The sequence below is a fragment of the Winogradskyella pulchriflava genome (assembly GCF_042434315.1).
GTDB classification, from domain to species: domain Bacteria; phylum Bacteroidota; class Bacteroidia; order Flavobacteriales; family Flavobacteriaceae; genus Winogradskyella; species Winogradskyella pulchriflava.
In genome coordinates, this window is the sequence record NZ_JBHLTQ010000002.1 from 35,682 (window position 1) to 62,129 (window position 26,448).

A 26,448-nucleotide genomic window follows, 5' to 3' on the forward strand; every position below is an offset into this window, starting at 1 on the left:
ATGGCAAGATCAGGAAGACCCTTAAAGGTTCCCTCAGAATTAGCGTTTATAGATAATTATATAGATGAAAATGATCTAGATGGAATTGAGTGGCTAATAAATTCCCACGGTGTTGATTGCTATGATTCATACAAGAGAACTTTTTTAATTTTAGCTGCTAGCAAAGGAAATATTAGTATTATAAAACATCTAATCGAACTCGGTTCAAATTTGAATTTTCAAGATAAGAACGGTTACACCTCACTCCATTTTGCATGCCAAAATAGTCATCCTGAAGTTGTTGATATTTTAATTGATTCTGGTTGTGACATCAATCTCAGAGATGTATATGGTAATCCTCCTATTTGGACAGCAATTATGAATGCAAAAGAAGATTTTTCAATAGTTTCTACATTATTAAAGCATAATGCTGATATAATAACTAAAAATAATCATGGAAAATCACCACAAAATATGTGGGAAATAAAATTTGATAGTGATATCAATTCCTTACTGAATAAATAAAAAAATGCCTCTCAATTAAGAAAGGCTTTTTTTAGTTTCTGAAACAATTTCAGGATAAATATATTTTAAAGACTATTCTTCGTCTTCTTTCACTTTCTTCTTTAAAGCTTCTGCTGCATCACCTTTTTTAGCCGTATCGTACATTAATGGTGTTGCGATAAACATAGATGAATATGTACCGACAACCACACCTACGATTAAAGCAAATAATAAGCCTCTTAAAGAATCTGCACCGAAAGCAAACATTGCTAACAATACCACTAAGGTTGTTACAGATGTATTTAATGTTCTACTTAACGTACTGTTCAATGACGCATTAATGGTTTTATCAAATTCCCAAGATGTATGCTCATTTAAGAACTCTCTAATTCTATCGAACACCACAACCGTATCATTCAGCGAGTAACCAATTACGGTTAAGATTGCCGCAATAAATGCTTGGTCAATCTCCATACTAAATGGCATAAACTTCCAAGTTAATGAGAAGATACCTAACACGATTAATACATCATGGAATACTGCCGCAACAGCACCTAATGAGAATTGCCATTTCTTAAATCTGAATAAGATATATAAGAACACTACTACTAAAGATCCTAATACTGCCCAGAATGATGATTTTTTAATATCATCGGCAATTGTTGGACTCACTTTACTAGAGAGCATCTTACCAATTTTAGCATCGCCAGAACCATCTAAGAAATCTTGATAGCTCATACCAGATGGTAAATAAGGCTTTAATGCCTCAAAAAGTTTAGACTGTACATCTTCATCTGCTTCCGTTGAATTATCCTCTACTCTATACTTGGTAGATATTTTCAACTGATTTGCAGCACCAATAGTTTTAACCTCAGCACTTCCAAATACAGCTTGGTCATTCAATACATTAGTTATTTCCTCTGTGCTTACTGGCTGTTCAAAACGTACTTGATACGTTCTACCACCAACAAAGTCAATACCTTGGTCTAATTTATTAGTAAATAATGAACCAATACTAACGATGATGAATACTGCTGAAATCACATAAGCAATCTTACGTTTCTTTAAGAAGTTAATATTTACATTCTTAAACAATCCTTTAGTCATTGCTGTTGAGAAATCTAGTTTTCCTCCTCTATTTACCCACCAATCAATTAACAAACGTGTAATAAATATCGCTGTAAATAATGATGTTAAAATACCAATGATTAATGTTGTTGCGAAACCTTTAATTGGTCCTGTACCGAATACAAATAAGATTAAAGCTGTTAACCCTGTAGTAATGTTAGCATCTAAGATTGAAGATAATGCGTTAGAGAAACCATCTTTAATAGATTCTTTTTGCGATTTACCTTTTGCTAGCTCTTCCCTAATACGTTCAAAAATAAGTACGTTTGCATCGACCGAAATACCAATGGTTAAAACAATACCTGCAATACCAGGTAAGGTTAATACCGCTCCTAAACTTGCCAATACACCAAAGATTAACAAGATGTTTAATAATAATGCGATATCTGCAAAAATACCTGCCTTACCATAATAGAATATCATCCAAAGTAATACAAATGCTAATGCAATAAGGAATGATTTCATTCCACTATCAATAGCCTCTTGCCCTAAAGAAGGACCAACTTCGTCTGCTTGAATAATCTCTGCAGAAGCTGGTAATTTACCTGCTCTTAAAACGTTTGCTAAATCTACTGCTTCTGTTAGCGAAAATGCTCCAGAAATTTGAGATCTACCACCTGCAATTGGACCTGTAGAAACACTTGGTGCAGAATATACAATATCATCTAAGACAATAGCAATATATCCTTGAGTTTCATAAGCTACCTTGGTCATTTCTTCCCAAATCTTTGCTCCTTTAGCATTCATTTGCATACTAACTGCAGGTCTGCTTATTTGATCATAATCTTGTCTAGCGTCTGTAATAACAGCACCACTCAATTGTGGCACACCATCTCTATTACCTTTAATAGCGTACAATTCAGAGTATTCAGAATCTTCTTGCTGAATTCCCCAAACAAATTTAATATAACGCATTTCTGTTGGTAATTGTGCTCTGTGCTTAGGATCGTTAAGTGCATTCATTACTTTCTCTCTATCCTTAGACAAGAACATACCAATAACAGCAGGACTTCCACCACGACCTTGGTAACCAATAGGGTTAACATCTGCTACATTTGTTGAATCTGCTTCTATCTGGCCAGTTAATTCATCGATGGCACTAGAAGTACTATCTTTTTCAACCTCTGCCTCTCCAGCTTCATCCTCTGAGCCAGATTTGTCAACAGTTTTAGCTTCAGCAATCATCATTTCGTTAACTTGACCAATATAGCCAAGAACTTCTTCCATCTTATAAGTTTCCCAGAACTGTAACTGTGCTGTTTTAGTAATAATATCTACAACACGCTCTTTATCTCTTGCACCTGGTAATTCGATAAGAATACGACCAGAGTTTCCTAAACGCTGGATGTTTGGTGAAGATACACCAAAGCCATCAATACGATTACGCAATACCTCAAAAGCCGAAACGATAGACTCGTCTATTTTTCTTTCTAAAACACTTTTAACTTCATCATCAGACATATCGAATTTTATCTCGTCGCTTAAATCACGATTTGCAAAAATATCTGGTGAAGCTAATTTGGTATCTCCTTTAATAGCATCAAATGCTCTAAAAAATGATTCTAAATACGACTCTTGTGCATCTTTCTGTAGCTCTTCAGCATCATCTAAAGCTTTATTAAAAACAGGATCTTTACTATTGTTAGCTAAGCCTTTTAGGATGTCTTTTACAGAAATCTGAATGATTGCATTAATACCACCTTTAAGGTCTAGACCTAATTTCATGGCATTGTCTTCAACTTCGCTATAAGTGTATTTAGCAACTCCTAAGTTATACACATCGATAGGTTGAAATTCATCACCCACCTTAACTTTAGATGTTTTTAAAGAATCTAGGTATCTAATTTCTTCAACATTTCGTAAGTCATGGTAATTATCCATAGTTTCTGGATATTTACTAATCGCTACTGTTTCTGCATCGTCTTGTATTTGGTTAGCCTTAAATGTGAAGGACAATTGGTAAATACTTACCAATCCAAATAACAGTGCAAACACTTTAATTATTCCTTTGTTTTGCATTTTTGTAATTGTTTAGTGTCTAATTTTTAAAACGCGCAAATATATGATTTACACCAAAACCAGACAATTGTTTATATATTATAAATGAATTGTTTTATAGCTTTTTGATTGAATGAAAAGCTTTGCTTAAGAAATGGGAAATAAACCTGATTAGAAATTCCCTTATGTAGTAGGTCCAGCTCTGATTTCTGGAATTTTATAAGATAGATTATCTATTTCTAAAGCACTAGTATAAATAATGTTGGCTCTAACTTTAATAAATCCATCAAATAATCTAGAATTTATTGAATTGCCAGAATTATTAAGCTTAAGGTTGATAAACCTATCACTTTTATGATTAAGTTCTACAATTTCAACACCATCAAAATCCCAGTTAGTGTTACTGTTTTTTTGAATTTCGGAAATATTAAGCTTATAATCTTTGAAATCTCTTTGTTCAGGAAGATTATTTGAGTTTTCTTCACTAGAGTTGTGAGCAAACTTGAAGCTTTCTTCTCCAGAAAGTATATCCTCAATTTGATGAATATCAGTTTTACTAAAGTAAGTAATCTTTAACTGACCATTTTGGTCTTGCCCAATCTTGATATCCTCAACACCAATTATTTTGAGTTTTAACTCTATGGTATCAATGGCATTTTGCGCATCATTTTCTGAAATATTAGCATCAGAAAATTGTACAACAATCTGTTGATTGGGTACAACTGAAGTTTCCATGTACCTTCCTAAAAAGGCCATTAGAATAACTAAAACACCAAAATGCAGTTTGGATTTCATGCGGCAAATATAGAAAAAATAAAAGACTGTATTTCTACAGTCTTTATTTATATAAGTATAATGTTTGTAGGTATTATAATTCTAACAAGCCGTTAGTCTTTTTAACACCTTCTGCACTTTCTGCCATGTGCTCTTTTTCAGCAGCACTTAGCGGTACATCAACAATTTTTTCAATACCATTTTTACCTAATATTACTGGCACACCAATACAAAGGTCACTCAATCCGTATTCACCATCTAATAATGTAGAACATGGGTACATTTTCTTTTGGTCACATGCTATTGCTTGCACCAACCCACTTACTGCTGCGCCTGGCGCATACCAAGCAGATGTTCCTAATAACTTTGTTAATGTTGCTCCACCAACTTTGGTATCTTCTTTTACTTGGTTTAATCTATCTTCTGATAAGAATTCTGACACTTTGATGCTATTTCTAGTTGCATGAGATGTTAAAGGCACCATTCCTTTATCACTATGTCCACCAATTACCATACCGTCAACATCACTAATTGGCGCATCTAAAGCTTCTGCTAATCTGTACTTAAAACGTGCAGAATCTAAAGCTCCACCCATACCAATAATTTTGTGCTTTGGTAAATCTGTAGTTTTATGAACCAAATAAGTCATAGTATCCATTGGATTACTCACCACAATAAGAATTGTATTTGGCGAATGCTCTACCAAACTTGAAGAAACAGTTTTTACAATACCAGCATTGATACCTATTAATTCTTCACGAGTCATTCCTGGTTTACGAGGAATACCAGAAGTAATGACACAAATATCACTATTTGCTGTTTTAGAATAATCGTTAGTACTTCCTGTAATTTTTGTATCAAATCCATTTAAAGATGCCGTTTGCATAAGATCCATTGCTTTTCCTTCAGCATAGCCTTCTTTAATGTCTAACAATACAACTTCTGAAGCGAAATTTTTAATGGCAATATACTCTGCACAACTTGCGCCAACTGCACCTGCACCAACTACTGTTACTTTCATTCTTTTTATGATTTTTAAAATGTGAAACTTCTTGTTAAAAACGACTGCAAAATTACAAATAAAATTTCTGTAAACGAAGAAAGCGCAAGAGTAAATCTTGCGCTTTCAGTATTTTATAGCAAAAAAACTTTTTTATCTAAAGCCAAAGTTAACACCTACCGAAAAAGCATCAAACTCTGATATATGGTACTCAGCATTAAGTCTAAAAAAACCTAATTTTAGTTTTGCTCCAACGGTTCCTCTTAATGATGAAACATCGCTAGAAACAGAAAATGGATCTACAATATCTTCACTTATCAAAGGACCATTAGTTACTCTATAGGTACCCAATAAATCTGATTCTGACTTACCAGTTATATAACCTAATCCACCATAAAGATTAAAAACAGGAAGCTTGGTAGAAACAGCCAACTGAAACAACCACGTATTAGTATCGTTCTCTATCCTTTGGTTTTCCCCATCAATTCCTGAGGATCCTGTAATGTCATAAGAACCATCTAAATGATTGTAAGCCACAAGGCCAGACAATGCCACAGGCCATAATTTATCTGCTGGCAACCATTCGGTAAACTCTAGCTGTAAACCAGCACCATAGATATTGAAGGTAACTTCGTCTGTATCAATTTTTGGCACGTAGCGTGCTTTTACTTCTATACCGCTCCCAAGTCCAACAGCACCTTGTAATGCAGCAGTTGGCAATAGATTTTTACTATTATCTCCTATTCCTTGTGGAAGCTCTAACTCAACAGTTTGAGACCCAAAAATAGGGTCATCATATTCAACCTCTACAAATATGGCTGGGTCATTTTCACCTAAAACCGATGCTACATCTTGAGCACTTGGCCCACTGACAAATTGCACATTGTTGTAATCTGCAGTATTCATATTAAAGACTTTATGCTCATCTTTAATCAAGGCTGCATTGGCAATTATTGAAATTTCAAAACCGCCAAGTGGTTTCACCTTAGCAGAATTAAACCAATTAGCGTTCATACTATACATCATGCCATTAGTACCTGGCGCTAAATAATCGTTAGCAAATCTTTCAGCATCTTCTACACCAGCTGTAAGTAAAACATCAATATCATTTTGGGCTTTGGATACCAAAACCGACAAACACAATACTACAATTAAGACTATCTTTTTCATAAGGTTAAGTTTATTATTGACAAATATATTAAAATAACGTCAAAAAATGTATTTTATCGTGTTATTAGGTCTTTAATCGATAAATAGTTATGTTAAAGTTTCAAAAACTGATGCCATTTATCCTTACCAATTATCTACTTTTGGCAAAAATTTTATTTTACATGACCTTAGGAGTTTTAAAACCTGAAATTAAAAATATAGTTGCTCAACATAGCTTAACCATAGATGAGCGTCTCCATAAAATATGTGAAATTCTCGAAGCTAATGTGTCTTACTACAATTGGGTAGGTTTCTATTTTAAAAATGGAGACAAGCAGGAATTAAAGCTTGGCCCTTATGTTGGTGAACCAACAGACCATATAATTATTCCGTTTGGAAAAGGAATTTGTGGGCAAGTTGCAGTGAGCAATCAAAACTTTGTTGTACCAGATGTGTCAGCACAAGACAATTACATCGCCTGCAGCATTACAGTTAAAGCAGAAATTGTAATCCCAATTTTTGTGAATGGGCAAAACGTTGGTCAGATAGATATCGATTCTAATACTCCAGATCCGTTCACTGAAGCCGATGAGCGATTTTTAGAGTTTGTCTGCAAGGAAGTCGCGACGCTTCTCTCTTAATAAGCTATTATTTGAAAACTTAGAACAGATCTTACATTCCTGTTCTAATAGCTTCTACAGGATCTAGTTTTGATGCCGATATTGCTGGTATGACTCCAGAAATAAGTCCTATAAACGTAGATAGCATAAAGCCCAAGAACATATTACCAAAAGAAAGCACAAAGTTAAAGCTGTCACCAACAACTCCATTCATTATTATAGAAGTAATCCACACAAATAGTAAACCTACTAAACCACCAACAACAGCTAAAATTACGGCTTCAAATAAAAATTGAAATAAGATAAATCTATTCTTTGCTCCCAATGATTTTTGAATACCAATAAGGTTAGTACGCTCCTTAACACTTACAAACATAATATTTGCAATACCAAAGCCTCCAACTAAAAGTGAAAAGCCACTAATAACCCAACCCACTAAATTTAAGGTTCCAATAATTGCATCAACAAAAGATACTAATCCTGCTATTTTATTCACAAAAAAGTCATCATCTTCATCTGCTTTCAACCCACGAAATGCTCTAATCTTTTGTTTTAAAACCTCTTCAAAAGCACCTATATCAGCTCCTGCTTCAGGCTTTATAATTACAGCTCCAGGTAACCCATCAACACCTCCATTTCTAAATCGACGTACAAAATTAGACGGTACATACGCTCTATCGTCTGGCGAATCTCCTAAGCCATTACCAACTTTTTTAAGAACACCTATAACGGTTAACTTTCTACCGTAAACTCTTACTTCTTTACCTATTGGATTGGCATCACTAAATAAATTTTCTGCTAAGTTTGAGCCAACAACAATTACTGGTGCTCCAGTATCGGATTCTAACTCCGAATAAAATCGACCCTTTTCTATCTTAAAATCTTCAATCTCGTATATTTCATTGGACACAGGAGTAACATTAACACCAACCACTGTTTCTGCTTGGTATCTTACAGTTTCATTACCACCAAAAATTACATAGGCTGATGCTGCTATATTTGGTACATTACGTCTTATGTATTCGTAATCGTCATAATCGGTTTGTGGAAAATTATCTCTTTTCCATCTTGGTACTTCGGTTGGCCCAAAAGAGTATTTAGATAAATAAATGGTGTTTTTATCCAAACCAGATAAACTTTCTTTTATATTTCTATCTAAAGAATCTACAGCAGCCAAAACCGCAATGATGGAAAAAATCCCTACTGTAACACCTAAAAGGGATAAAAAAGTACGCAACTTATTATTTCTTAGTGCATTTAACGCAAATGAAAAGCTTTCTTTGAAGACTCTTAAATAGACAAGCATAAGTTGGTTGTTTTAAAACAATTTAAAGATAAGACGTTTTCAACAATTTATTGTTACAAAAAACTTAAAGAAACTGGTTTTATACATAAGATTATACTATTGAATATTTTATTTTTGCAGCATCAAAATTACAACACAACATTATGAGCAACAAAACCATGTCATCTGCATTAATTTCCGTTTTTAGTAAAGATGGCCTAGCACCAATCGTTAAAAAACTTAATGACCTCAACGTCACCATCTACTCTACTGGCGGAACAGAAAAATTTATAAAAGATTTAGGTATCGATGTAGTACCTGTTGAAGATGTAACGTCATACCCTTCAATTTTAGGTGGTCGTGTAAAAACTTTACACCCCAAAGTATTTGGAGGTATTTTAAATCGCCAAAGCCATGAAGGTGATGTTGCCGAATTAGCAGAGTTTGAAATTCCACAAATAGATTTGGTTATTGTTGACCTCTACCCTTTTGAAAAAACCGTTGCTTCTGGAGCAAGCAATCAAGATATTATTGAAAAAATAGACATTGGTGGTATTTCTTTAATTAGAGCTGCTGCAAAAAACTATGCAGATGTTACCTGTGTATCTTCTGTTGAAGACTATTCAGAGTTTTTGGAGTTATTAGAAGCTAAAAATGGTGAAACTTCTGAAGATGACAGAAAGCGTTTTGCTGCAAAAGCTTTTAATGTATCTTCTCATTACGACACAGCTATTTTCAATTATTTTAATAAAAATCATGAAGAGGCTGTTCTTAAAATTAGTGAAACTAACGGAAAGGTATTACGCTATGGTGAAAACCCTCACCAAAAAGGTTTCTTCTTTGGTGATTTTGACACTATGTTTACCAAACTACATGGTAAAGAGTTAAGCTACAACAACCTCCTTGATGTTGATGCAGCTGTTAACTTAATCTTAGAATTTAAAGGTGAAGACCCAACCTTTGCCATCTTAAAACACAATAATGCTTGTGGTTTTGCACAAAGAAATTCTGTTCACCAAGCTTATATAGATGCGTTAGCTGGTGACCCAGTTTCTGCTTTTGGTGGAATTTTAATTTCAAACACAGAAATTGACAAAACTACAGCTGAAGAAATTCATAAATTATTCTGCGAAGTGGTTATTGCTCCTTCATTTAGTGAAGATGCTTTAGAAATTTTAAAAGGCAAGAAAAATAGAATTCTATTAATCTTAAATGATGTTGAGTTGCCAAAAACAACTGTAAGAACTTGTTTAAACGGTGTTCTTGTTCAAGATAAAGATTACAAAACAGATGGTTTAGATGATTTAAAAACAGCAACTAAAAAAGCTGCTACAGAAAGTGAAATTGAAGATTTAATTTTTGCATCTAAATTATGTAAGCATACCAAGTCAAATACAATCGTACTTGCTAAAAACAAACAATTATTAGCAAGTGGCACAGGACAAACCAGTAGAGTTGATGCATTAAACCAAGCTATTCATAAAGCAAAGTCATTTAATTTTGATTTAAAAGGAGCTGTTATGGCAAGTGATGCGTTTTTCCCTTTTCCGGATTGTGTAGAGATTGCTGACAATGCTGGGATTACAGCTGTAATACAACCTGGTGGTTCTATAAAGGATGAACTAAGCATTGATTATTGTAATGAAAATGATGTTGCCATGGTGTTTACTGGCACACGTCATTTTAAGCATTAAATTCCTGTAATTTATATCGAACTGGTGGATAAAATAACGTATCTTAAGCAGAAGTTTTATTAAGTTATAAAACAACTTCATAAAAAACGCATAAGAAAACGTCTATAATCACAGAAATATCGTATAATTTATTACATTTACGCTTAGTCATAAAATTTGACAAGAATAACCCAAATTAATATTAGAACAGCACATGGGATTTTTTGATTTCCTAACGGAAGAAATAGCCATAGATTTAGGAACCGCAAACACATTAATTATACACAACGACAAAGTTGTAGTTGACAATCCATCAATAGTAGCCAGAGACCGCATTAGTGGCAAAATCATAGCCGTTGGTAAGGAAGCCAATATGATGCAAGGTAAAACGCATGAAAACATTAAAACAATTCGTCCATTAAAAGATGGTGTAATTGCAGATTTTGACGCTTCTGAACAAATGATAAGTTTGTTTATTAAAAACATACCTGCTTTAAAAAAGAAATTTTTTAATCCAGCACTTAGAATGGTAGTTTGTATTCCTTCTGGAATTACTGAAGTAGAAATGCGAGCAGTAAAAGAATCTTGTGAGCGTGTTAATGGTAAAGAAGTTTATCTAATTCACGAACCAATGGCAGCTGCTATTGGTATTGGTGTAGATATTATGCAGCCAAAAGGAAACATGATTGTGGATATAGGTGGTGGAACAACAGAAATAGCTGTTATAGCACTTGGAGGCATTGTTTGTGATAAGTCTGTAAAAGTTGCTGGTGATGTATTTACCAATGATATTATTTATTATATGAGAACCCAACATAACCTATATGTTGGAGACAGAACAGCTGAAAAAATTAAAATACAAATTGGTGCTGCAACCGAAGATTTAGAATTGCCACCAGAAGATATGAGCGTTCAAGGACGTGATTTATTAACAGGAAAACCAAAGCAAGTTCAAATTTCTTATCGTGAAATTGCTAAAGCATTAGATAAGTCGATTTTACGTATTGAGGATTCTGTAATGGAAACATTATCGCAAACTCCACCAGAACTAGCAGCAGACATATACAACACAGGTATTTATCTTGCAGGTGGTGGATCTATGCTTAGAGGTTTAGACAAACGTTTATCACAAAAAACAGATTTACCAGTTTATATTGCTGAAGATCCATTGAGAGCTGTAGTTAGAGGTACAGGAATTGTCCTTAAAAACTTACCTAAATACAAAAGCGTATTGATTAAATAAGGAGTAAATAATGCAACAAATATTCAATTTTGTTATAAAGAACAAAACATTTCTGTTGTTTTTATTGCTTTTAAGTATAGCTTTAGCACTAACCATTCAATCGCATTCTTATCACAGAAGTAAATTTATAAATTCTGCTAATGGATTAACAGGAGGTGTATATGGCATTGTAAATTCAATTGATAAATATTTCGATTTAGAAAGCGAAAACGAAACCCTTTCTGAAGAAAATAGAAAACTAAGAGAACAACTTTTCAATATACAAAACACAACAGATAGTGTTTTTATTGATAAGACGTATTCAAAAGGCAATTACAAAGTCATAAAGGGAGAAGTTTTCAAAAACAGTTATTCGCGTACTAATAATTATCTCACTATAAACAAGGGTAAAAAGGATAGTATAAAACAAGATCTTGGTGTTATAACTTCAAAAGGTATTGTTGGTATTATTGATAATACTTCAAAAAATTATGCAACAGTACTTTCTATCTTAAACAAAAGGAGTAGGATTAACTCCAAGCTAAAATCCTCAAATCATATTGGCTCACTTACCTGGAACGGAGCTTCACCTGCATTTGTTCAACTTATAGATGTCTCTAAGTTTGCTCCCGTAAAAGTTGGTGATACTATTGTTACTGGTGGGCAATCTGCTATTTTTCCAAAAGGAATTGGCATAGGAACTATTGATAGCTTTGTAACAGATATTAGTGGAGATACCTACACTATTCAAGTAAAGTTATTTAATGACATGACCAATATTGGCACAATATATATTCTTGAAAATCTTGATAAAAAAGAAATTAAAGATCTAGAAAATCGCAGTCATGAATAATGTTGTAGCTTCAAATAGTATCCGATTTATTGTGCTGCTTTTAGTGCAGGTTGTTATTTGTAACAATATTAATTTCCTAGGCTATATTAACCCATATATCTATATCATTTTTATATTTCTTTTCCCAATTAGAGAAAACAGGCTCATATTACTGCTTACAAGTTTTTTATTAGGCATGCTGGTAGATATGTTTTCTGATTCTGGAGGAGTACACGCAGCTGCTGCAGTTTGTTTGGCTTACACAAGGCCAATACTCTTAAAAACTTCTTTTGGTATGCTGTACGAACATCAAAGTATAAAATTTAGTACTACAGAAATAGGAAGCATAATTACCTATATCACGTTCGGAACTATAATACATCATTTTGTATTGTTCTCGTTAGAAATTTTTAACATTACAAGCATACTTTTAATATTGAAGAAAACGTTATTTTCTAGTATTTTCACCATAATACTAAGTGTATTGATTATAATTTTATTTAGTCGAAACCGAAAATGAGAAAACTTCTACTCTTAACTACTGTAATTCTTGTTGGCCTTGTATTTATAGCGCGTTTGTTTTACCTGCAATTGTACGGAGGTTATGAGTACGATATTTTTGAAGACAGTGCCATAAAAAAAGAATACAACTACCCAAAACGCGGTTATGTTTACGATAGAAATGGTAAGCTATTAGTTGCCAACCAACCATCTTACGATGTAATGGTAATCCCTAGAGAGGTAGAACCTATGGACTCTTTAGAGCTTAATGAATTTTGCAATCTTCTAAAAATATCAAAGGAAGAGTATAACAAAAAATTAGAAAGGGCTACAAACTACTCCCCACGGCTGCCATCTCCTTTTGTACCTCAGCTTTCTAAAACAGACTATGCTGTCCTTCAAGAAAAAATGCGAAAGTTTGAAGGCTTTTATATTCAAAAAAGATCATTACGCTCTTATCAAACCACAATAGGTGCAAATGTACTTGGCGATATTGGAGAAGTAAACCGTAGAACCATAGAAAAAGATCCTTATTATAAATTAGGTGATCTTATTGGCAAGCAAGGTGTTGAAAAATCATATGAAGAAATCCTAAGAGGTACAAAGGGTATAAAGTTCATTCAGAAAGACCGCTTCAATAAGAATATTGGTCCATACAAAGATGGTATATACGATACCCTACCAAAACCAGGCAAAGACATCACAATTACTATTGATTCTGAGTTACAAGCTTACGGTGAACTACTTATGAGACATAAGCGAGGCGGTATAGTTGCTATAGATCCTAAAAGTGGCGAAATATTGGCTATGGTAACAGGACCAAGTTATAATCCTAACATATTAGTTGGCAGAGAACGATCTAAAAATTACACAAAACTACACTACGACACTATTGCAAAACCATTATTTGACAGAGGTTTGCTGGCACAATACCCTCCAGGATCTCCGTTTAAAGTAATTAACGCACTTGTTGGTTTACAAGAGAATGTAGTAGAGCCTAATGATAAGGTAAGTTGTAGAATGGGTTATTATTACGGAAGTAGAAGACTTACAGGATGTCATCATCATAGAAGTCCAGTGAACATGAACGATGGTATTGCACAATCCTGCAATGCTTACTTTGTTACTGTTTACCGTAAAATCATTGATAAATATAAAGATGCCGGAGAAGGAATGAACAATTGGGCTAACCATGTTAAAAGTTTTGGGCTAGGAAATTATTTGGGTTACGATTTACAGATTGGTAAACGAGGACGGATACCAGACGGAGATTATTACGACAGAGCTTATGGTGACAATCGTTGGGGCTCAACCTATATTGTTTCTAATGCCATTGGTCAAGGTGAGGTTGAGGCTACTCCAATTCAATTAGCTAATATGGCAGCAGCTATTGGTAATCGTGGTTATTATTACACACCACATATTATAAAGGAAATTGAAGGAGATACAATTCCAAGTAAATATACCACACCAAATTATACAACTATAGATAAAGAACATTTTGAACCAGTTATTCAGGGTATGTTTGATGTCTATAATAAAGGTACTGCCTCTACTCTTAGGATTCCAGGAATTGAAATTTGCGGAAAAACTGGTACGGCTGAGAATTTTGTTAAAATTGACAGTGTTAAAACCCAATTAACAGACCATTCCATTTTTGTAGCATTTGCACCTAAAGACAATCCTAAAATAGCCATTGCTGTCTTTGTAGAAAATGGGTATTGGGGAAGCCGTTTTGCTGGTCGTATGGCAAGTTTAATGATAGAAAAATATATAAAAGGACATATTACAAGAAAAGATATGGAAAATTGGATTTTAACCCATAGTCTTGAAAATGAGTATGCAAAACCTTACTCTGGTGAACCTTTTAAAATCAATGGAGAAACAACGCTACAGGTTATTGATAATTATGCTATTGAAAACCCTAACCAAAGCAACTTAAAGCAATAATAAATGCTTAGAGAGAACCAAAGACGTTTTAAATTTGACTGGATAACAATAATTCTCTTTTTATTATTAGTTGGTTTTGGGTACCTCAATATCTTATCTGCATCTCATGTGGGTGAAATTACAAGTTATTTTGACACTTCTCAGCTTTACGGAAAGCAACTGATATTCATAGGGCTAACCTTTGTCCTAATTGTTCTCATACTCTCATTTGAGGCTAAATTTTATGAACGGTTTGCCAGTATTATCTATTTAGTAGCCATTTTAGCTTTAGTTGGTTTATTCATATTCGGTAAGGATGTTAATGGTGCACGTTCTTGGTATGGCATTGGCAGCATGACCATTCAACCTAGTGAGTTTGCAAAATTTGCAACGGCTTTAGCCGTTGCCAAATATATAAGCGACCTGCAAACCAACATGAAAACCTTAAAAGACCAAATACGGGTTACTGCAATAATATTTATACCAGCCATACTTATTTTACTTCAAAATGATGCTGGTAGTACTATTGTTTATCTAGCTTTTTTCTTTGTGTTTTATAGAGAAGGCTTACAACAAATTTATTTGATTGTCGCTTTATCTCTTATTATATTAGCTGTGCTGTCTTTAAAGTTTGGAATTGTAATTACGGCTATCGTTGCCACATTGGTTTTGGTAGTACGCTATTTTTTCAGAAAAAAGAAACGAGCATCGATACTTCAATATCTCGTAGTTTTGATTGTTGCTATTGGCTTTTCTTATGGAGTGAAATTATTTTACGAACACGGGCTAAAAACGCACCAGCAAAACAGAATTAGCCTTTGGCTTAGGTTAGAGAAAGATCCTATTAAGCTTGAAAAAATGAAAAAAGCTGAGGCTTATAACCTTATTCAATCTGAACAAGCTATAAGCTCTGGTGGTTTTACAGGTAAAGGCTTTTTACAAGGTACCAGAACCACAGGAAAATTTGTACCTGAACAGGAAACCGATTATATATTTAGTACAGTTGGTGAAGAATGGGGATTTTTAGGGTGCAGTTTTGTAGTTATTGTCTTTGTACTACTTATTGTAAGGATATTGTTTTTGGCAGAATCACAAAAGTCACAATTTAGTAGAGTGTATGGTTATGGAGTGGCCTCTATCCTATTTATACATTTTACAATAAACACAGGTATGGTAATGGGTTTAATCCCAACCGTTGGTATTCCTCTTCCTTTCTTTAGTTATGGTGGCTCAGGACTTTGGGGCTTTACCATTTTACTGTTTATTTTTGTAAAACTAGATAGTAATAAAATAAATGAATGGTAAATAAAAAAAGGTAGATTTTTCAACCTACCCTTTCAACTTTTTAGTTATTTTAATTATTGCTTTTCTTCATAATCTGCGATTTTCTTTTTCTTCTTTATTTCCTCATTATATTCCTCTCTCGCAGCTTCATATTTACCTTTTTTAATTTCCTCATTGTATTCCTCTATGGCTTCTTTGTTAATTTCCATATATTCATTTATGGTTTCATTAAGCTCCTCTCTGAGGTCTGCGAATTTTTCATTTAGTTCCTCTAAATTCTCCATTCGCTCTTTTTCTGATGCATCTTTTTCTTCTAAATACTCTTTATATTCTTTTTGAATATCAGAAACATCTTCCATTACCTCTTCAGTTTTTAACCAGTCTGGAATAGTATTACCAAGATTGGAAATAATACCGTCTAAGTTAGCAACTCTAACATTATTGGTTTTAAAATCCATTGATTCAATTTCTGCCAATTCATAACTCAAAGTGTTGTAATCTAGCCAATCACTTAATGATGTTACACCATCTTCACTGTAGTCATAAGAAATTTCAGTTCCATCTTTCATTGCATACTCACGTGTTTTCACTTTTGTTATATCTTCGTTTTCTGCATTAGAAAATGTCGTTGTTTCTTCAACTTCATTATTCATGGCTGAATCGTCTTTCTTTTTTGCGTTTTCCTGACAGGCTGTAAAAATAGTTCCTGCTAATAATATACTTACTAAAACTCTTGTCGTTTTCATAATTTTTAAATTTGGTTATGATGCTAAACTATAAGGCAATAGGCATAACAAAAAATTATTAATTTTAAAATACACTTAAAATTTGAGGGGCAATTAACACAATGACTCATAGTGTTAACATGTTTACAAAATATTAAGTTAAATTAAGATGTTTTAACAAAGTTGAATGATACAAAAAAGCCTTTAAAATTGAATCTAAAGGCTTTTTGATATTGATAAATTATGATTTAGTTTAAGCTTGCTAAACTCGCTTTAATAGTTTCAATCTTAGCCAAAGCATCTGCTTCTTTCTTTTTCTCAGACGCTACAACTTGCTCTGGTGCATTATTGACAAAACGCTCGTTAGATAACTTTTTCTGAACAGATTTAAGGAACCCTTCGGTATAATTTAATTCTTCGGTAAGCTTCTTTATTTCAGATTCAACATCTATACTGCCTTCCATCGGAATGAAGTATTCGTTAGACTTTACTCTGTATGTTAAAGCACCATCTACTGCTTCGGTTACATATTCAAAACTTTCTAAATTACCCAACTTAGCAATGACTTCATCAAAGGTAGTTGCTACATTTTCATTATTTACAACTGAAAAACCAATCGCATCCTTAAAAGCAATGTTCTTTTGTTTTCTGATATTTCTAATACCTGAAATTACTTCGGTAGCAAATTCAAATTCTGAAATCAAAGTTTCATTAATTGGTTTAGCCTCTGGCCATTTTGAAATAATCAATGCTTCTTCTGGTGATCGCTCTTTAATGTAATGCCATATCTCTTCAGTTAAGAACGGCATAAAAGGATGTAAGATTTTTAGAATATCTTCAAAGATTGCATTGATACTCTCCAATGTTTTTGCATCTATAGGTTGTTGGTATGCAGGTTTTACAATTTCTAGTAACCATGATGCAAAATCATCCCAAATCAATTTATAAGTTGCCATTAGCGCATCACTTAGTCTATACTTACTAAAATGATCCTCTATTTCTAAAATGGTTTTTTGAAACTTAGACTCAAACCATTCTATAGCTATTTTACTTGAGTTCGGTTGACTAATCGTAGTATCAACTTCCCATCCTTTTACTAATCGAAATGCATTCCAAATTTTATTGGCAAATTGCTTTCCTTGCTGACACAGATCTTCATCAAACATTAAATCGTTTCCTGCAGCAGAACTTAATAACAACCCAACACGTACACCGTCGGCACCATAATCATCAATTAACTTTAACGCATCTGGTGAGTTTCCTAAAGATTTAGACATCTTTCGTCTTTGTTTATCTCTAACCAATCCTGTGAGATATACATTTTCAAAAGGTTTTTCATCCTTATACTCATAACCAGCAATAATCATACGTGCTACCCAAAAGAATAAAATATCCGGACCTGTTACTAAATCATTAGTTGGGTAGTAGTATTTTATTTCTTCATTTTCAGGATTTCTAATACCATCAAAAACACTCATTGGCCAAAGCCATGAACTGAACCATGTATCTAGCGCATCTGTATCTTGAGTTAAATCGTTTGTTGTAAGTTGTTGGTTATTGGTTTTCTCTTTCGCTAATTTCAATGCTTCCTCAATAGATTCCGCAACTACAAAATCTTCTTTTCCATCACCATAATAGTATGCAGGAATTTGCTGTCCCCAAAGTAACTGACGCGAAATGTTCCAATCGCGAATGTTTTCCATCCAATGTCTATAAGTGTTTTCAAACTTTTTAGGAAATAGTTTTACATCACCAGTTTTTAATACAGCATCTATTGCTGGCTTAGCCAAATCTTCCATTTTTAAGAACCATTGATCACTTAATCTTGGTTCGATTACAGCCTTTGTACGCTCAGATGTTCCTACTTTATTAACATGGTTTTCGGTTTTTACCAAAATACCTTCTGCTTCCAGTTCTTTAACAATTGCTTTTCTAACTACAAAACGATCTTGACCTTCGTAATGCATTCCGAAGCTATTTAAACTCGCATCTTCATTGAATATATCAACTACTTCAAGATTGTGCTTATCTCCTAGAACTTTATCATTTTCATCATGTGCAGGTGTTACTTTTAAACAACCTGTTCCGAATTCAACATCAACATATTCATCTTCTATAATAGGAATGACTCTTCCGCAAATTGGAACTACTGCCTTTTTACCTTTTAAATGGGTAAAACGTTCATCATTTGGATTGATGCAAATAGCTGTATCACCAAAAATAGTTTCAGGTCTTGTGGTTGCAATGGTTAATTTTTCATTAGTGCCTTCAACTTTATATTCTAAATAGTACAGCAAACCTTGTTTTTCAAGATGGATTACTTCTTCATCAGATAAAGTTGTTTTAGCTTCAGGATCCCAATTCACCATACGGTACCCTCTGTAAATCAACCCTTTATTATACAAATCAACAAACACCTTAATTACAGCTTCTGACATATCGTCATCCATTGTAAACTTGGTTCTGTCCCAATCGCAAGAACATCCTAACTTTTTAAGTTGTTCTAAGATAACTCCGCCATATTCTTCAGTCCATTCCCAAGCATGCTTTAAAAATTCGTCTCGAGTTAAGTCATTTTTATCAATACCTTGGGCCTTTAATTTGGCAACAACTTTAGCTTCTGTAGCAATAGATGCGTGGTCTGTACCAGGAACCCAACATGCATTTTTTCCTAATAAACGCGCGCGACGAATTAAAACATCTTGAATGGTGTTATTCAACATATGTCCCATATGCAGTACTCCTGTAACGTTTGGAGGAGGAATTACAATGGTGTAAGGTTCTCTATCATCTGGTTTAGAATGAAAATAGTTATGTTGCATCCAGTAGTCGTACCACTTGTTTTCTACAGTTAATGCATTATATTTTGATGGAATTTCCATATTTTGGTATCGTTTTTGCTAAGTAACTGACAAAAGTACTTATATTTCTTTTTTTGAAAAATTATTAGATGATTAATATGGCTATAAATCACTAAATACTGTTAAATGCTATGTATTACATCTAATTAATTTTGAGGAGAGTTAAAAAGTAAGTAATTTTGATAGTATCAATTTAAAAATTTAAAATGATGAAAAATTTAATAGCAATTTTATTTGTAGGTTTAATTAGTCTTGGATCCTTTGCTCAAGAGAAAAAAGTCGCGAAAATTGAGTTTAAGACAGACGTAATCGATTATGGTACCATTGAAAAAGGTGCTGATGGTGTAAGAGTATTTGAATTTACTAATACTGGTAATGCACCTTTAATAATCTCTAGTGTTAAATCTACTTGCGGATGTACTGTACCTAAAAAACCTAAAGGACCAATCATGCCTGGTGAAACTGGTGAGATTGAAGTAAAATATGACACCAAAAGAGTAAACCCAATTAGAAAAACTATAACCGTTATTTCTAATGCTGAAACTCCAACTGTTGCACTTAAAATTAAAGGGTTAGTTATAGATCCTGATAAAACAAGTGTTTTAGAAAAGAAAGAAAAAAGTATGATTGAGCAATAAGTTCTGCTTTACTTTTTATAATTATATGAGCCCTCAATTTGAGGGCTCACTTTTTTTAAAGGCATTGTCTAGTTTAAACTTATATGTCATGGTTTCCCCATTTCGTTCTACCTTTAGACGTATGGTCTTTCCTGTTTTACCATGAAAAATCATATTTATTTGTGAGAGTTTATAGTCATAAGCAGGCTTACCGTTGATGCCAATGAGAATATCACCAACCCTTAAGCCAGAAGCGTATGCGTTAGATGAAGTTCTTAATTCTATAATCTTATAAGTGGGTTTTAAAACCATTATATGACTTATAGCAAAATCTATCTTTACAGCATTAGAATGATCCCTTTCAGAATAACTGGTTCGTGGAGGTACTTTAATTTGTTCTCTCACAAACATTGTACCATGATGTTCTAACACAATACCACTATTGTTATAGGTAAATGGATCTTTAAACAAGCCATTTTTTTTAAAGTGTATCTGGTTATTATTGTAATCAAAAAACCAATTGAACCGCTTTAAAATATCTCCGCCTACACTTCCGTTACGTTCTTTATGTATTTTGGCAACATCTATAGACACAGAATCTGGAAAGGCAACATTAACATTATTAAGATTAAACGCACTTAAGGTAAAGTTTTTCACTTTAGATCGTATTCCATAAACCGATCCACTTAGCCCTTGACCTAAATAATCATTAAAAAACATGTCTTTATTTGGTATAATGCCTTCATTTTTATCTTCAAATAACCACAGTGCGTCACTACTACCAGTATCTATTAGCAATTTAACTTGTTTAATTTCTTCTGTAATGGCAATATCAGCATCCAAGTAAGGTTTGTTTTGATGAATAACAATTGGCAAAGTCTTCCATTTTTTTGAAGATTTAGGTTTAAAAGCATCTGGTCTGTGCAACCTTATGTATTTGGAGTTGTAATTGATTTCTACCACAAAATCCTTGAAAATATCGTAACCAATAATACCATGAACCAACACTCCAAGCCTTGGTGTAAAATTGATGGCCTTATCAAAAACAACATATAAATCTTTGTTATTACAAACCGCTTCTCCAATTCTGAATTTATTATGGGTAGACTTTAAGGCTTCAATACGTCCATCACCTCCCAAACCATGTAAGTAAAAGGTTTTTGTGTTTTTTAAATCCAGAGAGTCGCGTTCAGAGAGATTAAATAGAATTGCCTTTCTTACACCTGTATCTAAAACAAACGACAAAGTCACTCCATTAATTTCTAAAGGAATGATAATTAGGTTGCTAGCAAATTCAAAGTGTATTTTGTCGCTAACATTATCTTTTAGAAAAAAATTGTCCTGAGCTGACAAAAAGCAACTGTTTATACTCAAAAAACATATAAATATATATCTAAAAAGTAATTTCAATTTTGGTTCGTTTTAAATGAAGTTACAAATCTTTATCCTATATCTTTATTTTAAAGGCTTTTTTTTACATAAACTTTAAGAAATTTCAGAACTTAGCACTTTAAAAACTCAACAATGCCAAAAATTTCGAAAAAAGGTATAAACATGCCAGAATCACCAATTAGAAAATTGGTGCCATTTGCTGAAGAAGCTCATAAACAAGGAAAAACAGTATACTATCTAAATATTGGTCAGCCAGATATAAAAACCCCATCAATTGCGCTAGATGCGGTTAAGGTACACTCCTTAGATATTTTAGCGTATTCACGTTCAGAAGGTTCTGAGGAATATAGAAAAAAAATTGCCCAATACTATGGTCGCAATAGTATTGAAGTTACACATAACGACATTATTGTAACCACAGGTGGTAGTGAGGCATTACTATTTGCTTTTGGTAGTATTATGGATGAAGATGACGAAATCATAATTCCTGAGCCATTTTATGCCAACTATAATGGGTTTTCAACAGCTTCTGGTGTTAACGTAGTACCTGTTATTTCTAAAATTGAAGATAACTTTGCATTACCTCCAATTGAAGAATTTGAAAAATTAATTACACCAAAAACCAAAGCTATTTTAATATGTAATCCTGGAAACCCTACAGGTTATTTATACTCTAAAGAAGAAATAAAAAAACTAGCTTCTATTGTAAAAAAGCATGATTTATTTTTAATAGCTGATGAAGTTTACAGAGAGTTTGTTTACGATGGCATTAAGCACTATTCCATTTTACAAGAACCTGGATTAGAAAATCATGCTATTGTTATAGACTCAGTTTCTAAACGCTACAGCATGTGCGGAGCAAGAATTGGATACTTGGTTTCAAAAAACAAAGATGTTATAAAAACAGCTTTAAAATTTGCGCAAGCGAGACTAAGTCCGCCAACATTGGCACAAATTGCAAGTGAAGCAGCCTTAGAAACACCACAAAGTTATTTTGATGATGTTATTGATGAGTATGTAAAACGAAGAAACTTACTCATTTCTGAATTAGAAAAAATTGAAGGAGTAAAAGTGGCTAAACCAAATGGTGCATTTTATTGTATAGCAGAATTACCAGTAAAGAACTCTGATAATTTTGCACGCTGGCTATTAGAATCTTTTGATTATCAAAACAATACAGTTATGGTTGCACCAGCAGCAGGTTTTTATTCAACACCAGGTGTAGGTCTCAACCAAATCCGTATAGCTTATGTCTTAAATGAAGAAAGTTTAAAAATTGCTGTAAAAATATTGGCTGAAGCTCTAAAAGCATATAAGGACTAATGACCATAGCAAAAAATGTTTCATTAAAACCTTTTAACACCTTTGGTATAGATGCTAAAGCAACTTCTTATTGTCCTGTCTCAACTATAGAAGAACTAAAATCTACTCTAGAAAAAGAGCATAATAATCCGCTTTTTATTCTTGGAGGAGGAAGCAACATGTTGTTAACTAAAGATATTGAAGCATTAGTACTACACATTAATCTAAAGGGAATTACAATTGTTAGTGAAACCAATGACAAAGTTATTGTAAAAGCAATGGCTGGTGAAAACTGGCATGAGTTTGTACTTTGGTGCTTAGAGCACAATTATGGGGGAATAGAAAACTTATCACTTATACCAGGTAATGTAGGTACTGCACCTATTCAGAATATTGGTGCCTATGGAGTGGAATTAAAAGATGTTTTTGTGAGTTGTGAAGCAATTCATATCACAAACCAAAGGTTAAAAACTTTTACCAAGTCCGATTGTGAGTTTGATTATAGAGAATCTGTTTTTAAACAAAAACTAAAAGGTCAATATATTATTACAAGTGTAAATTTTGAACTCACAAAAACCAAGCATAAATTAAATGTTGATTATGGAGCTATAAAACAGCAACTCGAAATTTTAAATGTCACTAACCCAACAATTCAAAATATTTCTGAAGCCGTAATAGCAATAAGACAAAGTAAATTACCAGATCCTAAAGAGATTGGAAATAGCGGAAGTTTTTTTAAAAACCCGATTGTTTCAGCTAAAAAGTTTGAAAAACTTAAAGAAAATTTTCCCGAGGTACCTTCGTACAAAATTTCAGAAACCGAAGTGAAAGTTCCTGCAGGTTGGCTTATTGAGCAAGCTGGTTTTAAAGGAAAACGCTTTAATGACTATGGTGTACACAATAAACAAGCCCTTGTCTTAGTTAACTATGGCAACGCAAAAGGTAGCGACATATATAACTTGGCTTTATTGATTCAAAAAACAGTAAAACGTATTTTTGATATCTCAATAGAAACTGAAGTAAACATTATATAAAACAAAAGTCGTAATTTTCATTACGACTTTTGAATTTGAAATAATTCTTTTATTAAAAAATGCTATTAATCAACCTCTCAATGGAAGAAAAAGTTATTTCAAATTATATATGCTGATGACCTATAAGGTCTATTTAATTATATTTACGTTTATTAATCCGTTTTGGATGTTTTAAGAGTGAAAAAATAAGATTTTAACATTTTGAGTATAACACCTACCGAACAAAAAATAATTGATTATCTCCAAAAAGGAGATAAACGCGCTTTGAATCTTCTTTATGAAAATTATTCAAGCAGTCTTTATGGTGTTATCTTAAAAGTTACCGTAAATGAAGAAGTAGCTGAAGATGCACTGCAAGAAACCTTTATCAAAGTCTGGAAAAATGCTTCAAAGTACGATCCTAGCAAAGCAAAATTATTCACTTGGTTATTCCGTATAGCAAGAAATACAGCAATAGATAAATTAAGGAGTTTCAACAATCGATATAAGAAAGAAGTCCAAATTGAGACTTCTAACGTATATATTTTACCAACAAGCAATTTAAACCAGGACGTAATGGATATTAAAGAGCATGTTGGACGACTAGAAGAAAAGTACCAAATTGTGTTAGATGCCCTCTTTTTTCAAGGCATGACGCAACAAGAAGCGAGTGAAGAATTAGACATTCCGCTTGGTACCATTAAATCTAGATTAAAAATAGGATTACGTGAACTCAAAAAAGTTTACGAGCCTTAAAAAGTATTTATCATGGAAACAAAATTACATAACTTTTTAAACTCTAACTTACTGAATAAGTATTTAGTAGGTGACACTTCTATTGAAGAGACAAGAGAAGTAGAGTATTTTATTGGTAATTATCCAGAAGTTGCTACAGCTTATGAAAAACTTCAGAATAATTTAGAAATCATTGCTAAAGCTGGCGCAGTAGATGTGCCAAAAAATGTATTATCTAACATTTTAGAAGCTTTAGATGAAACTGACGATACTAAAGTAATTCAGTTAGTACAGAACAGAAAAACTCCTTGGTATAGTATAGCTGCAAGTGCTGCTGCTATATTATTTGCTGCAACATCATTTATGCTGTATCAGAAAAATCAAAATTTAGCGAATGAAAACAATGTTGTTGTAGAAGAAATTTTTGATTTAAGAAGCGATATAGAAAACAACAATAAAAAATTAACTGAGCTATCTAGAGAGCTAAATAAATTAAACAATCCTGACGCCAGAAAATATGTTATCAATGGTAATGAACGTGCTAAGAATTTAAAAACCGTAGCATATATTAATCCTGTTGAAAAAACGTCAATGATTGATGTTATTACATTACCTCAATTGCCTAAAGAACAACATTACGAGATTTGGGCAGAGTTACAAGACAGAATGGTTAACTTAGGTATATTAGACGAGTCTGACCGTAGGCTAAAACATATTCCATATATGGAAGATGCCTTGGCCTTAAGTATTAAAATTGGAACTAGTGGTAGTAAAGCTAACGAAAATAATACTGAAGTTGCAGAAGTATCATTAAAGGAGAATTAATTTCAACTTAAATAAATAAAAAAGAGGAACGTTATAACGTTCCTCTTTTTTATGGTCTATTATAAGCAATACTTATTCTTTACCAAAAAATGCTTTATGAATTATTCCACCAGCAACAGCACCTGCTACTGGAGCAACCCAAAACAACCACACCTGAGATAAATAGGCACCATCAGCAAATAATGCTTGACTTAAAGATCTCGCTGGATTTACCGATGTATTAGTAATAGGAATACTTATTAAATGAATTAAAACCAAAGCCAAACCAATTGCAATACCAGCAAAACCTTTTGGTGCTTTAGGATAAGTACTTCCTAAAATAACTAACATAAAAAATGCTGTTAAAATAAATTCTGCAATTAATGCAGATGTCATGTTATAACCATCTGGCGATAATTCACCATAACCATTAGCCGCAAAACCACCAACAGACTCAAAGTCAGCTTTACCAGAAACGATTAAATATAATACACCAGCAGCAGCAATTGCTCCAATAACCTGAGCTATAATATAACCCAATAAATCTTTAGCTTCAAACTTTCCACCAGCCCAAAGACCAATAGAAACAGCTGGATTAAAATGTGCTCCAGAAATATGACCTACAGCATAAGCCATTGTCAATACAGCAAGACCGAAAGCAAATGCAACACCTACAAATCCAATTCCTAAATTTGGAATTCCAGCAGCAAAAATTGCGCTACCACAACCGCCAAACACAAGCCAAAAGGTTCCGAAAAACTCAGCAAATAATTTTTTCATAATTGATAATTAATTAGTTAGTAATAAAAATGTATAATATTTTTATGACACAAGCATATAATCTAAAGTCACAATTGAAGAAGGGCTTTAGATAAATGTAAAAGCATTATCTTTGTATTAAATTTAAGTATCACAATGAAATTACTACTCCTTACACTTGGTTTATTAGCTTTAGCCATTGCAGGAATTGCCATAAAACTATGGGCAAAAAAAGATGGTGAATTTGCAGGAACTTGTGCAAGCCAAAACCCAATGTTAAATAAAGAAGGTGAAGCTTGTGGCTTTTGTGGAAAAACACCAGACCAATTTAGTGATTGTAACGAACCACAACATTCTTAGGC

At 33.1% G+C, this 26,448-nt stretch carries 23 protein-coding genes; 14 read left to right on the top strand and 9 right to left on the bottom strand.

Features of this window, described 5'->3' with window-relative positions; translation table 11 throughout:
• On the top strand, positions 1–504 hold the full coding sequence (locus ACFFGA_RS05305; RefSeq protein WP_386060752.1) for an ankyrin repeat domain-containing protein: 504 nt from the start codon (positions 1–3) through the stop codon (positions 502–504).
• Positions 505–576: 72 nt separating this feature from the next.
• On the opposite strand, the gene secDF is transcribed toward ACFFGA_RS05305, so the two are convergent.
• The 4 genes from secDF to ACFFGA_RS05325 all read right to left on the bottom strand — a co-directional run bounded on the left by secDF (position 577) and on the right by ACFFGA_RS05325 (position 6,553).
• Positions 577–3,630, bottom strand: a complete 3,054-nt coding sequence (secDF, locus tag ACFFGA_RS05310; RefSeq protein ID WP_386060755.1) for a protein translocase subunit SecDF — start codon at positions 3,628–3,630, stop codon at positions 577–579.
• A 162-nt stretch (positions 3,631–3,792) separates the two neighbouring features.
• Entirely contained in the window at positions 3,793–4,404 is a 612-nt protein-coding gene (locus ACFFGA_RS05315) for a hypothetical protein (protein ID WP_386060758.1), read from the bottom strand.
• A gap of 73 nt (positions 4,405–4,477) precedes the next feature.
• Entirely contained in the window at positions 4,478–5,404 is a 927-nt protein-coding gene (locus ACFFGA_RS05320; protein ID WP_386060761.1) for a malate dehydrogenase, read from the bottom strand.
• A 132-nt stretch (positions 5,405–5,536) separates the two neighbouring features.
• Positions 5,537–6,553, bottom strand: coding sequence for a DUF6588 family protein (locus ACFFGA_RS05325; protein ID WP_386060764.1), 1,017 nt, complete (start codon positions 6,551–6,553; stop codon positions 5,537–5,539).
• Positions 6,554–6,714: 161 nt separating this feature from the next.
• Here ACFFGA_RS05325 and ACFFGA_RS05330 point away from each other — a divergent pair, with 161 nt between their 5' ends.
• Entirely contained in the window at positions 6,715–7,173 is a 459-nt protein-coding gene (locus ACFFGA_RS05330; protein ID WP_386061226.1) for an XrtF-associated fRMsr-like GAF protein, read from the top strand.
• A 31-nt stretch (positions 7,174–7,204) separates the two neighbouring features.
• On the opposite strand, the gene ACFFGA_RS05335 is transcribed toward ACFFGA_RS05330, so the two are convergent.
• Positions 7,205–8,458, bottom strand: a complete 1,254-nt coding sequence (locus tag ACFFGA_RS05335; RefSeq protein ID WP_386060767.1) for an ABC transporter permease — start codon at positions 8,456–8,458, stop codon at positions 7,205–7,207.
• 143 nt (positions 8,459–8,601) lie between these two features.
• Between ACFFGA_RS05335 and purH the strand changes: the two genes are divergently transcribed.
• From purH to rodA, 6 genes are all read left to right on the top strand, one after another.
• On the top strand, positions 8,602–10,131 hold the full coding sequence (gene purH, locus ACFFGA_RS05340) for a bifunctional phosphoribosylaminoimidazolecarboxamide formyltransferase/IMP cyclohydrolase (RefSeq protein WP_386060770.1): 1,530 nt from the start codon (positions 8,602–8,604) through the stop codon (positions 10,129–10,131).
• Between the two features lie 193 nt (positions 10,132–10,324).
• The gene (locus ACFFGA_RS05345; protein ID WP_218546887.1) at positions 10,325–11,353 is read left to right on the top strand and encodes a rod shape-determining protein; all 1,029 of its coding nucleotides are present in this window, start codon (positions 10,325–10,327) and stop codon (positions 11,351–11,353) included.
• Positions 11,354–11,363: 10 nt separating this feature from the next.
• Entirely contained in the window at positions 11,364–12,185 is an 822-nt protein-coding gene (gene mreC, locus ACFFGA_RS05350) for a rod shape-determining protein MreC (RefSeq protein ID WP_386060772.1), read from the top strand.
• The gene (gene mreD, locus ACFFGA_RS05355) at positions 12,178–12,684 is read left to right on the top strand and encodes a rod shape-determining protein MreD (protein ID WP_386060775.1); all 507 of its coding nucleotides are present in this window, start codon (positions 12,178–12,180) and stop codon (positions 12,682–12,684) included. The genes mreC and mreD overlap by 8 nt, the downstream gene beginning before the upstream one ends.
• Positions 12,681–14,615 carry a penicillin-binding protein 2 gene (mrdA, locus tag ACFFGA_RS05360; protein ID WP_386060777.1) on the top strand — a complete coding sequence of 645 codons (1,935 nt, stop codon included), beginning with the start codon at positions 12,681–12,683 and terminating at the stop codon, positions 14,613–14,615. Before mreD ends, mrdA begins: the two co-directional genes overlap by 4 nt.
• Before the next feature lie 3 nt (positions 14,616–14,618).
• On the top strand, positions 14,619–15,899 hold the full coding sequence (gene rodA / locus ACFFGA_RS05365; protein WP_386060780.1) for a rod shape-determining protein RodA: 1,281 nt from the start codon (positions 14,619–14,621) through the stop codon (positions 15,897–15,899).
• A gap of 53 nt (positions 15,900–15,952) precedes the next feature.
• On the opposite strand, the gene ACFFGA_RS05370 is transcribed toward rodA, so the two are convergent.
• Positions 15,953–16,624 (bottom strand): Sec1 family protein, encoded by a 672-nt coding sequence (locus ACFFGA_RS05370; protein ID WP_386060782.1) that lies wholly within the window; start codon positions 16,622–16,624, stop codon positions 15,953–15,955.
• Positions 16,625–16,851: 227 nt separating this feature from the next.
• On the bottom strand, positions 16,852–19,485 hold the full coding sequence (locus ACFFGA_RS05375; RefSeq protein ID WP_386060784.1) for a valine--tRNA ligase: 2,634 nt from the start codon (positions 19,483–19,485) through the stop codon (positions 16,852–16,854).
• 188 nt (positions 19,486–19,673) lie between these two features.
• Here ACFFGA_RS05375 and ACFFGA_RS05380 point away from each other — a divergent pair, with 188 nt between their 5' ends.
• A complete protein-coding gene (locus ACFFGA_RS05380; RefSeq protein WP_386061229.1) occupies positions 19,674–20,102 on the top strand; it encodes a DUF1573 domain-containing protein in 429 nt (142 codons plus the stop codon).
• Between the two features lie 33 nt (positions 20,103–20,135).
• On the opposite strand, the gene ACFFGA_RS05385 is transcribed toward ACFFGA_RS05380, so the two are convergent.
• Positions 20,136–21,434 carry an aspartyl protease family protein gene (locus ACFFGA_RS05385; RefSeq protein WP_386060787.1) on the bottom strand — a complete coding sequence of 433 codons (1,299 nt, stop codon included), beginning with the start codon at positions 21,432–21,434 and terminating at the stop codon, positions 20,136–20,138.
• 171 nt (positions 21,435–21,605) lie between these two features.
• On the opposite strand from ACFFGA_RS05385, the gene ACFFGA_RS05390 reads away from it, so the two are divergent.
• The 4 genes from ACFFGA_RS05390 (at position 21,606) to ACFFGA_RS05405 (ending at position 25,348) form a co-directional block, all read left to right on the top strand.
• The gene (locus ACFFGA_RS05390) at positions 21,606–22,796 is read left to right on the top strand and encodes a pyridoxal phosphate-dependent aminotransferase (protein WP_386060789.1); all 1,191 of its coding nucleotides are present in this window, start codon (positions 21,606–21,608) and stop codon (positions 22,794–22,796) included.
• Positions 22,796–23,809: a UDP-N-acetylmuramate dehydrogenase gene (murB, locus tag ACFFGA_RS05395; RefSeq protein ID WP_386060792.1), complete on the top strand. Its 1,014-nt coding sequence runs from the start codon at positions 22,796–22,798 to the stop codon at positions 23,807–23,809. Before ACFFGA_RS05390 ends, murB begins: the two co-directional genes overlap by 1 nt.
• Before the next feature lie 201 nt (positions 23,810–24,010).
• On the top strand, positions 24,011–24,544 hold the full coding sequence (locus tag ACFFGA_RS05400; protein ID WP_386060795.1) for an RNA polymerase sigma factor: 534 nt from the start codon (positions 24,011–24,013) through the stop codon (positions 24,542–24,544).
• A 12-nt stretch (positions 24,545–24,556) separates the two neighbouring features.
• Entirely contained in the window at positions 24,557–25,348 is a 792-nt protein-coding gene (locus ACFFGA_RS05405; protein WP_386060798.1) for an RNA polymerase subunit sigma-70, read from the top strand.
• A gap of 72 nt (positions 25,349–25,420) precedes the next feature.
• On the opposite strand, the gene aqpZ is transcribed toward ACFFGA_RS05405, so the two are convergent.
• Complete coding sequence (gene aqpZ / locus ACFFGA_RS05410; RefSeq protein WP_386060801.1) at positions 25,421–26,107, bottom strand: aquaporin Z; 687 nt, start codon at positions 26,105–26,107, stop codon at positions 25,421–25,423.
• A gap of 135 nt (positions 26,108–26,242) precedes the next feature.
• Between aqpZ and ACFFGA_RS05415 the strand changes: the two genes are divergently transcribed.
• Positions 26,243–26,446, top strand: coding sequence for a membrane or secreted protein (locus ACFFGA_RS05415; RefSeq protein ID WP_386060804.1), 204 nt, complete (start codon positions 26,243–26,245; stop codon positions 26,444–26,446).
• The last annotated feature ends 2 nt before the right edge of the window (positions 26,447–26,448 follow it).

Bases quoted from the DNA above. Each gene is read 5' to 3' on its own strand.
- ACFFGA_RS05415 (WP_386060804.1), top strand. From the start codon at position 26,243: ATGAAATTACTACTCCTTACACTTGGTTTATTAGCTTTAGCCATTGCA.
- rodA (WP_386060780.1), top strand. From the start codon at position 14,619: ATGCTTAGAGAGAACCAAAGACGTTTTAAATTTGACTGGATAACAATA.
- ACFFGA_RS05315 (WP_386060758.1), bottom strand. From the start codon at position 4,404: ATGAAATCCAAACTGCATTTTGGTGTTTTAGTTATTCTAATGGCCTTT.
- mreD (WP_386060775.1), top strand. From the start codon at position 12,178: ATGAATAATGTTGTAGCTTCAAATAGTATCCGATTTATTGTGCTGCTT.
- ACFFGA_RS05390 (WP_386060789.1), top strand. From the start codon at position 21,606: ATGCCAAAAATTTCGAAAAAAGGTATAAACATGCCAGAATCACCAATT.
- mreC (WP_386060772.1), top strand. From the start codon at position 11,364: ATGCAACAAATATTCAATTTTGTTATAAAGAACAAAACATTTCTGTTG.
- ACFFGA_RS05320 (WP_386060761.1), bottom strand. From the start codon at position 5,404: ATGAAAGTAACAGTAGTTGGTGCAGGTGCAGTTGGCGCAAGTTGTGCA.
- ACFFGA_RS05370 (WP_386060782.1), bottom strand. From the start codon at position 16,624: ATGAAAACGACAAGAGTTTTAGTAAGTATATTATTAGCAGGAACTATT.
- secDF (WP_386060755.1), bottom strand. From the start codon at position 3,630: ATGCAAAACAAAGGAATAATTAAAGTGTTTGCACTGTTATTTGGATTG.
- ACFFGA_RS05335 (WP_386060767.1), bottom strand. From the start codon at position 8,458: ATGCTTGTCTATTTAAGAGTCTTCAAAGAAAGCTTTTCATTTGCGTTA.
- ACFFGA_RS05330 (WP_386061226.1), top strand. From the start codon at position 6,715: ATGACCTTAGGAGTTTTAAAACCTGAAATTAAAAATATAGTTGCTCAA.
- ACFFGA_RS05345 (WP_218546887.1), top strand. From the start codon at position 10,325: ATGGGATTTTTTGATTTCCTAACGGAAGAAATAGCCATAGATTTAGGA.
- ACFFGA_RS05375 (WP_386060784.1), bottom strand. From the start codon at position 19,485: ATGGAAATTCCATCAAAATATAATGCATTAACTGTAGAAAACAAGTGG.
- ACFFGA_RS05305 (WP_386060752.1), top strand. From the start codon at position 1: ATGGCAAGATCAGGAAGACCCTTAAAGGTTCCCTCAGAATTAGCGTTT.
- ACFFGA_RS05325 (WP_386060764.1), bottom strand. From the start codon at position 6,553: ATGAAAAAGATAGTCTTAATTGTAGTATTGTGTTTGTCGGTTTTGGTA.
- mrdA (WP_386060777.1), top strand. From the start codon at position 12,681: ATGAGAAAACTTCTACTCTTAACTACTGTAATTCTTGTTGGCCTTGTA.
- ACFFGA_RS05380 (WP_386061229.1), top strand. From the start codon at position 19,674: ATGAAAAATTTAATAGCAATTTTATTTGTAGGTTTAATTAGTCTTGGA.
- purH (WP_386060770.1), top strand. From the start codon at position 8,602: ATGAGCAACAAAACCATGTCATCTGCATTAATTTCCGTTTTTAGTAAA.
- aqpZ (WP_386060801.1), bottom strand. From the start codon at position 26,107: ATGAAAAAATTATTTGCTGAGTTTTTCGGAACCTTTTGGCTTGTGTTT.
- ACFFGA_RS05405 (WP_386060798.1), top strand. From the start codon at position 24,557: ATGGAAACAAAATTACATAACTTTTTAAACTCTAACTTACTGAATAAG.
- murB (WP_386060792.1), top strand. From the start codon at position 22,796: ATGACCATAGCAAAAAATGTTTCATTAAAACCTTTTAACACCTTTGGT.